The sequence below is a fragment of the Cupriavidus sp. YAF13 genome (assembly GCF_052113425.1).
Lineage (GTDB): Bacteria > Pseudomonadota > Gammaproteobacteria > Burkholderiales > Burkholderiaceae > Cupriavidus.
Genome location: NZ_JBFRDD010000075.1, coordinates 25,742 through 32,507, shown reverse-complemented (window position 1 = coordinate 32,507; position 6,766 = coordinate 25,742). Strand labels below are relative to the sequence as shown.

The following is a 6,766-nucleotide window of genomic DNA, read 5'->3' as shown; positions in this document are numbered from 1 at the left end:
AGAGGGACCCATGTCTGAGTATCGCCTTAAGGCGATGCGAGTTTGGGTCCCGGCCGCTCTTTTCGTCGAATCCCGAGGGGGTGTCGCCCCATCCGGCGCGCCTTTTTTGCCTACTTTTTTGGCAAGACAAAAAAGTAGGTCGCCGCCCCGCAGGGGTGGTGAAACTGCAGTTGAAGTTGCAGTTGAAGTTGCCCTTGCCGTTAGACCTTTGACCTACCCCAACACGCCCCAACACCACCCCAACGCAAAACCAACCCCAAGCAAAGAACCACTTACCCCAAAACCGGCTCCAATAAGCCACCCCCCCGATTAACGCCGTCTCCCCATCATGCCTATCTTCCCCTCCCTCCCCGAATGGCTAACCCATCTCGAATCCGCCCACCCGGTGGGCATCGACATGGGGCTGGCGCGCATCACCCGCGTCAAGGAGGCCCTGGGGCTGCGCATCGATGCGGTGGTGTTCACCGTCGGCGGCACCAACGGCAAGGGGTCCACCTGCGCCATGCTGGAGCGCATCCTGCTTGAGGCGGGCTACAAGGTGGGTTGCCATACGTCGCCGCACCTGATGGCGTTCAACGAGCGTGCGCGCATCAATGGCGAGTTCGCCACAGACGCGCAGTTGTTGCCGCATTTCGAGGCGGTGGAGCGGGCGCGCACGAGCTTTGCGGATCCGGTGAGCCTGACGTATTTCGAGTTCACCACGCTGGCCATCATCCATGCTTTTGCCGCGGCGGGCTTGGATGCCATGATCCTGGAGGTGGGGCTGGGCGGCCGGCTGGATGCGGTGAACGTGATCGATACCGATTGCGCCATCGTGACCAGCGTGGACATCGACCACACAAGTTACCTGGGCGATACGCGCGAGAAGATCGGCTACGAGAAGGCGGGGATCTTCCGTCCCGGCGTGCCGGCCATCGTGGGGGATCCGGTGCCGCCGCAGTCGGTGATCGATCATGCCGAGGCGATCGGCGCGGATCTCTGGCTGGTGGGCCGGGATTTCCATCAGCAGGCTTCCAAGGGGCAGGAGCGTCAACAGTGGGATTGGAGCAGCCGCGAGCGCAAGCTCAACGGGCTGGGCTATCCCGCGCTGCGCGGCGCCAACCAGTTGCTCAATGCTTCGGCCGCGCTGGCTGCGCTACAGGCGATGCGCCCGCGGCTGCCGGTGAGTGCGCAGGAAGTGCGCAACGGGCTCGCCTTCGTGGAGTTGCCGGGGCGTTTCCAAGTGATGCCGGGGCGTCCGGTGGTGATCCTGGATGTGGCGCATAACCCGCATGCGGCGGCCACGCTTGCCCAGAACCTCGACAACATGGGCTTCTTCCGCTACACCTACGCGGTGTTCGGCGCGATGGAGGACAAGGACATCGCCGGCGTGCTGCGCCATCTGGCCGACAAGGTCGACCACTGGTGCCTGGCCGACCTGCCGACGCCGCGCGCGGCCAGCGCGGCGGACTTGCTGGAGAAGCTGGAAGAGGGTGGTTTCCATCCGGGGCCAGATGCCACGGCGGCCTGCTTTGCCAGCCCGGAGGCGGCTTACCGGGATGCCCTCGGCAGAGCGACCGAGGATGATAGAATTCTGGTCTTCGGATCGTTCTACACCGTGGCGGGCGTGATGGCATATCGCGCCACCCGGGCAAATTGAGTCGCGCGGCCGCCGGGCAGTTTTCCGGGGCTAACACCGGGGCAAATCGCCGCGCAATCTGAGCGACAATTTCAACGGCCGGCTTTACGGCCGTCGCACCGAACCAATCTATGGGCCTGCTTTCGCTGTTTTCTTCCCGCAAGGGCAACGCCCCGGCACCGGAGCGCGGGCGCCGCTCGCGTTCGGACCCGGGTGCAGGCATCGCTTCGTCGCGACGCCTGGCCGAGGAGTACGCGGACGACACGCTCGACCCGGAGTTTCCGCAAAAGCAGCGGGCGCGCCGGCGCCTGATCGGCGCGGTGGTACTGATGGCGGCTGCCGTGATCGTGCTGCCGATCGTCTTCGAGACCCAGCCAAGGCCGGTCGTCGACAATATTGCGGTCAAGATCGAGGGTGGCGCGGGGGGCGCCGCGGGCAAGGTGAAGACTGATGCCCGCAAGGCGGATCCGTTGCCGCCCGCCCCGCAATCCAAGCTCGATAGCCAGGCGCTCGATGCCGGCGAGGAACTGGTTGCCGATTCGGCTGCGGCCAAGCCGGCCGCTGCGGCCGCGGCAGCGCCTGCCGAGAAAATCGCCGATAAGCCGGCCACCCCCGCAGCCAAGCCGGGCAGCGGCAAGTTCCTGGTGCTGATCGGCGCGTTCTCCTCGGAGGAGAAGGCCAAGCTCTGGCTGAGCAAGCTCAAGGCAGGCAAGGTGCCCGCCTATATTGAGAAGAAGGTGTTGGCCGACGGCGAGCGTGTGCTGCTGCGTGCCGGCCCTTTTTCGGATCGCGACGCGGCTGACGCCGCCGAGAAGCGGGTGCGCGCCGCGGGCCTGACCGCCAAGGTGATCGAACAGTAAAGCCCGGCGCGGGCTGGTTGCCCCATGAGCCCCACTATCCTCATTACCCGGCCGCCGCACCGGGACACCGTATTACGCATGCAGCCGACTTTTTTCGATTACAGCGTTGTTTTCATCCTCATCGCCTCGGGCCTGATCGGCGTGCTGCGCGGGCTGGTGCGGGAAGTGCTATCGCTGATCGGCTGGGTGGTGGCGTTCCTGGTGGCCTACCACTTCGCGGGCACCGCGGCGGGCTGGATCCCCGAATCGGTGCCCGGCGGGCAGCTGGCGCGTAGCGCACTGGGCTTCGCAGTGGTCTTCATCGGCACCGTGATCGCCGCGGCACTGGCCGGCACGGTGCTGGGCCAGTTGCTGGAGAGCACCGGGCTCAAGCCCGCCGACCGTGGCCTAGGGCTGGTGTTCGGGCTGCTGCGCGGCGCGTTGGTGGTGATGTTCGTGGTGACCGTGGCTGGGTTCACCAAGCTGCCTGAGGAAGCATTCTGGCGCGATGCGTTGTCCCGGCCCTACGTGATGCAGGCGATGGAGTCGCTGCGGCCCTGGCTGCCTCCCGAAGTCGCCAAATACGTCAAGACATGACATGAGGCCGGGCGGACTCGCCCGGCTGGTAGTACGCGGGCTCCTCCCTGAAGGGCGGGGCCGCCCCCTGATTCAAACGCCTTTCCTGGGAGCTTGGCATGTGCGGTATCGTCGGTGTGGTTTCATCCACGCCCGTTAACCAATTGATTTACGACAGCCTGCTGCTGTTGCAACACCGCGGACAGGATGCAGCCGGCATCGCTACCGCAAACGGCAGCACCTTCCACATGCACAAGGCCAACGGCCTGGTGCGCGACGTGTTTCGCACGCGCAATATGCGCGGCCTGCCGGGTGCCGCCGGCATCGGCCAGGTGCGTTACCCCACCGCCGGTTCGGCCTCGAGCGAGGAAGAAGCCCAACCGTTCTACGTCAACGCGCCCTACGGCGTGATCCTGGCCCACAACGGCAACCTGACCAACTGGAAACAGTTGCACGAGGAGCTGTTCAGCCGCGACCGCCGCCACATCAACACGCACTCCGACACCGAAGTGCTGCTCAACGTGCTGGCCGACGAGCTGCAGCGCGCCAGCAGCGGCCTGGCGCTGGATCCGCCCACGATCTTCAGGGCCGTGGCGGGCATGCACCGCCGCGTGCGTGGCTCGTACGCCATCGCCGCGCAGATCGCTGGCTACGGCATGCTGGCCGTGCGCGATCCGTTCGGCATCCGTCCGTTGTGCCTGGGCAGCGTGGAAACGCCGACCGGCAAGGAGTGGATGGTGGCGTCGGAGTCAGTGGCGCTCGAAGGCATCGGCTACAAGCTCGAGCGCGACGTGGCGCCCGGCGAGGCCATCTTCATCGACCTGGACGGCAAGCTCTACACCCAGCAGTGCGCGGATAATCCCGTGCTTACGCCGTGCATCTTCGAGTACGTCTACCTGGCCCGCCCGGATTCGTGCATCGATGGCGTGCCCGTCTACGATGCGCGCCTGCGCATGGGTGACTACCTGGCCGAGAAGATCCGCCGCGAAGTCTCCGCGGGTGACATCGACGTGGTGATGCCGATTCCCGACTCCAGCCGTCCGGCCGCGATGCAGGTGGCCAACAAGCTGGGCGTGAACTACCGTGAGGGCTTCTTCAAGAACCGTTATATCGGCCGCACCTTCATCATGCCCGGCCAGGCGGTGCGCAAGAAGTCGGTGCGCCAGAAGCTCAACGCCATGGGCGTGGAGTTCAAGGGCAAGAACGTGCTGATCGTGGACGATTCCATCGTGCGCGGCACCACGTCCTTCGAGATCGTGCAGATGGCGCGCGAAGCCGGCGCCAACAAGGTGATCTTTGCGTCGGCCGCGCCGCCGGTGAAGTTCCCCAACGTGTACGGCATCGATATGCCCACCCGCAGCGAGCTGGTTGCCTACGGCCGCACGGATGAGGAAATCGCCCGCATCATCGGCGCCGACAAGCTGGTTTACCAGGACGTCGAAGCCATGAAGCAGGCCGTGCGCGACATCAACCCCAAGCTGAACGACTTCGATGCCTCATGCTTCGATGGCCGTTACGTCACGGGTGATATCGACGAAGCCTACCTGGAGCGCCTGGAAACCGCGCGCAGCCAGGCCGATCGCGATGGCACCGGTGGCCTTGGCGATAGCGAGCGCTCGCAACTGCACTTGCAACGCTCCGGCGGCAACGAGTAGGGCGGCGCACGCCCGCAATCGCCGTGATGACCGGCGCGGAGTTGACGAGAAGCGAGGCCCGGCCGTAACATTGCCGGGCGTCGATTTGATTGTCAGCTTGCGGACGCGGGTACTGCTGGAGCGATAGGTTGATCGTTGTTGTTGATCATTATCATGGCTCCCGGAACAGGAAATTGCCCGTCACAGGGAAATGCCCGAAACAGCTAAAGCGGAACGCCGGCTTCCCGGTTGTGCGCACCACTGGCACATTGGCAAGCCGGATTCCCGCCGCAGCGCGGGGCCTATCCCAACGAACACAAGCAGCCCGTCGATTCGGCCCCCGGCCAAAGATCGCACGGGCTTTTTTATTGCTGCCGCCGGCGCGCAGCCGGGGCAGCCAGGCTACCACCACTTACACGGATAACCGCGCGGGTACCACCGCCTCCCCATCATGAACGAACCGCTTCCCCTCGACTCCCTCGACATCGATACGCTAGGCGTGCGCGCCGGCACCATGCGCAGCGAGTTCATGGAGCACTCGGAGGCGATGTACCTGACCTCCAGCTTCTGCTTCAACAGCGCTGCCGAGGCCGCGGAGCGCTTCGCCAATTCGGAGTCGGGCTTCACCTACTCGCGCTTCACCAACCCCACGGTGGCGATGTTCCAGAGCCGCCTGGCCGCGCTGGAAGGCGCCGAGGCGTGCATGGCAACCGCATCCGGGATGAGCGCGATCATGTCGATCGTGATGTCGTCGATGCAAGCGGGCGATCACCTGGTCAGTTCGCGCGCCATCTTCGGCTCCACCATGACGCTGTTCTCGAACATCTTCGCCAAATTCGGCGTGGAAACCACCTTTGTCGATGGCACCGACCTGGCGGCGTGGCGCGCGGCGGTCAAGCCGAACACCAAGCTGTTCTTCCTGGAAACGCCGTCCAACCCGCTCACCGAGGTGGCCGACATCGCCGCGGTAGCGGACATCGCCCACAACGCTGGCGCGCTGCTGGTGGTGGATAACTGCTTCTGTTCGCCGGCGTTGCAGCAGCCGATGAAATTCGGCGCCGACATCGTGGTCCACTCGGCCACCAAGCATATCGACGGGCAGGGCCGCGTGCTGGGCGGCGCGGTGCTGGGCTCGCACGATTTCATCATGGGCAAGGTGTTCCCCTTCGTGCGCACGGCCGGGCCGACGCTGTCGGCATTCAACGCCTGGGTGCTGCTCAAGGGCATGGAAACGCTGGCGATCCGCATGGAGCGCCACAGCCAGAGCGCGCTGGCACTGGCCGAGTTCCTGGAGTCGCATCCGGCGGTTGCGCGCGTATATCACCCGGCGCTGAAGTCCCACCCGCAGTACGAGGTGGCGCAGCGCCAGCAAAGCGGCGGCGGCGCCATCGTGTCCTTCGAACTCAAGGGGGAGTCACCGGAGCAGCAGCGCGCCAATGCCTGGCGCGTGATCGACAACACGCGCGTGTGCTCGATCACCGGCAACCTGGGCGATACGCGCACCACCGTGACCCATCCCTACACGACCACGCATGGACGCGTCAGCCCGGAAGCCAAGGCGGCCGCGGGCATCGGCGAAGGGCTGATCCGCCTGGCTGTTGGCCTTGAATCGGTGGCGGACCTGAAGGCGGACTTGCTGCGCGGACTGCAGGGCTAAAGCGTCAGTGCGCCGGCACGGCGTCGTCGCTGCTGCCGGCCACGGCCTTGACCCCGGCCTTGGTCACGTCGTAGGTCGTCTCGACTACGGTCGATCCCACGCTCACTGCCGCGGAGCCAACCGTGGCCGCGGTAGAGACCGCAGCACTGCCCACCGCCACGGTGGCGCCAACCACGCTGCAAGCGGCCATTGCGCCGCACAGGCCCAAAGCGGCCAACGTTGCGGCAGCGCGCATGACGCGGCTCTGCTGCGGCTCTTTCTTCGCTGGCGCGACGCGGACGGACATTGGAAATGGCATGGACACAGCTCGCGCTCGCGGGACGGTGGAGGTGATGTGGGCGGCCGGCCTCAGGTATCCAGGTACACCGGACATCTTGCGCCGTGCCCGGCATCATACTCTCTGGCGGCGAACACATAGAGCTGGTGGTCAGCGTTGCCGCGG

At 65.6% G+C, this 6,766-nt stretch carries 6 protein-coding genes; 5 read left to right on the top strand and 1 reads right to left on the bottom strand.

Annotation, left to right across the window (positions count from 1 at the left end; translation table 11 throughout):
* Positions 1–328: 328 nt before the first annotated feature.
* The 5 genes from folC (at position 329) to AB4061_RS36830 (ending at position 6,324) form a co-directional block, all read left to right on the top strand.
* The gene (folC, locus tag AB4061_RS36850; protein WP_441641054.1) at positions 329–1,639 is read left to right on the top strand and encodes a bifunctional tetrahydrofolate synthase/dihydrofolate synthase; all 1,311 of its coding nucleotides are present in this window, start codon (positions 329–331) and stop codon (positions 1,637–1,639) included.
* Positions 1,640–1,749: 110 nt separating this feature from the next.
* The gene (locus AB4061_RS36845; protein WP_441641053.1) at positions 1,750–2,478 is read left to right on the top strand and encodes an SPOR domain-containing protein; all 729 of its coding nucleotides are present in this window, start codon (positions 1,750–1,752) and stop codon (positions 2,476–2,478) included.
* Between the two features lie 78 nt (positions 2,479–2,556).
* Positions 2,557–3,054 (top strand): CvpA family protein, encoded by a 498-nt coding sequence (locus tag AB4061_RS36840; protein ID WP_183034345.1) that lies wholly within the window; start codon positions 2,557–2,559, stop codon positions 3,052–3,054.
* 98 nt (positions 3,055–3,152) lie between these two features.
* Positions 3,153–4,688, top strand: a complete 1,536-nt coding sequence (gene purF, locus AB4061_RS36835; protein WP_441641052.1) for an amidophosphoribosyltransferase — start codon at positions 3,153–3,155, stop codon at positions 4,686–4,688.
* A gap of 430 nt (positions 4,689–5,118) precedes the next feature.
* Positions 5,119–6,324, top strand: coding sequence for an O-succinylhomoserine sulfhydrylase (locus AB4061_RS36830; protein ID WP_441641051.1), 1,206 nt, complete (start codon positions 5,119–5,121; stop codon positions 6,322–6,324).
* A 4-nt stretch (positions 6,325–6,328) separates the two neighbouring features.
* Here the strand turns inward: AB4061_RS36830 and AB4061_RS36825 are convergent, their stop codons facing one another.
* On the bottom strand, positions 6,329–6,559 hold the full coding sequence (locus tag AB4061_RS36825) for a hypothetical protein (RefSeq protein WP_441641050.1): 231 nt from the start codon (positions 6,557–6,559) through the stop codon (positions 6,329–6,331).
* Positions 6,560–6,766 lie beyond the last annotated feature (207 nt).

What these genes read in the sequence shown, in the direction of transcription:
- folC (WP_441641054.1), top strand. Translation starts at nt 329, where the DNA reads ATGCCTATCTTCCCCTCCCTCCCCGAATGGCTAACCCATCTCGAATCC.
- purF (WP_441641052.1), top strand. Translation starts at nt 3,153, where the DNA reads ATGTGCGGTATCGTCGGTGTGGTTTCATCCACGCCCGTTAACCAATTG.
- AB4061_RS36825 (WP_441641050.1), bottom strand. Translation starts at nt 6,559, where the DNA reads ATGCGCGCTGCCGCAACGTTGGCCGCTTTGGGCCTGTGCGGCGCAATG.
- AB4061_RS36845 (WP_441641053.1), top strand. Translation starts at nt 1,750, where the DNA reads ATGGGCCTGCTTTCGCTGTTTTCTTCCCGCAAGGGCAACGCCCCGGCA.
- AB4061_RS36840 (WP_183034345.1), top strand. Translation starts at nt 2,557, where the DNA reads ATGCAGCCGACTTTTTTCGATTACAGCGTTGTTTTCATCCTCATCGCC.
- AB4061_RS36830 (WP_441641051.1), top strand. Translation starts at nt 5,119, where the DNA reads ATGAACGAACCGCTTCCCCTCGACTCCCTCGACATCGATACGCTAGGC.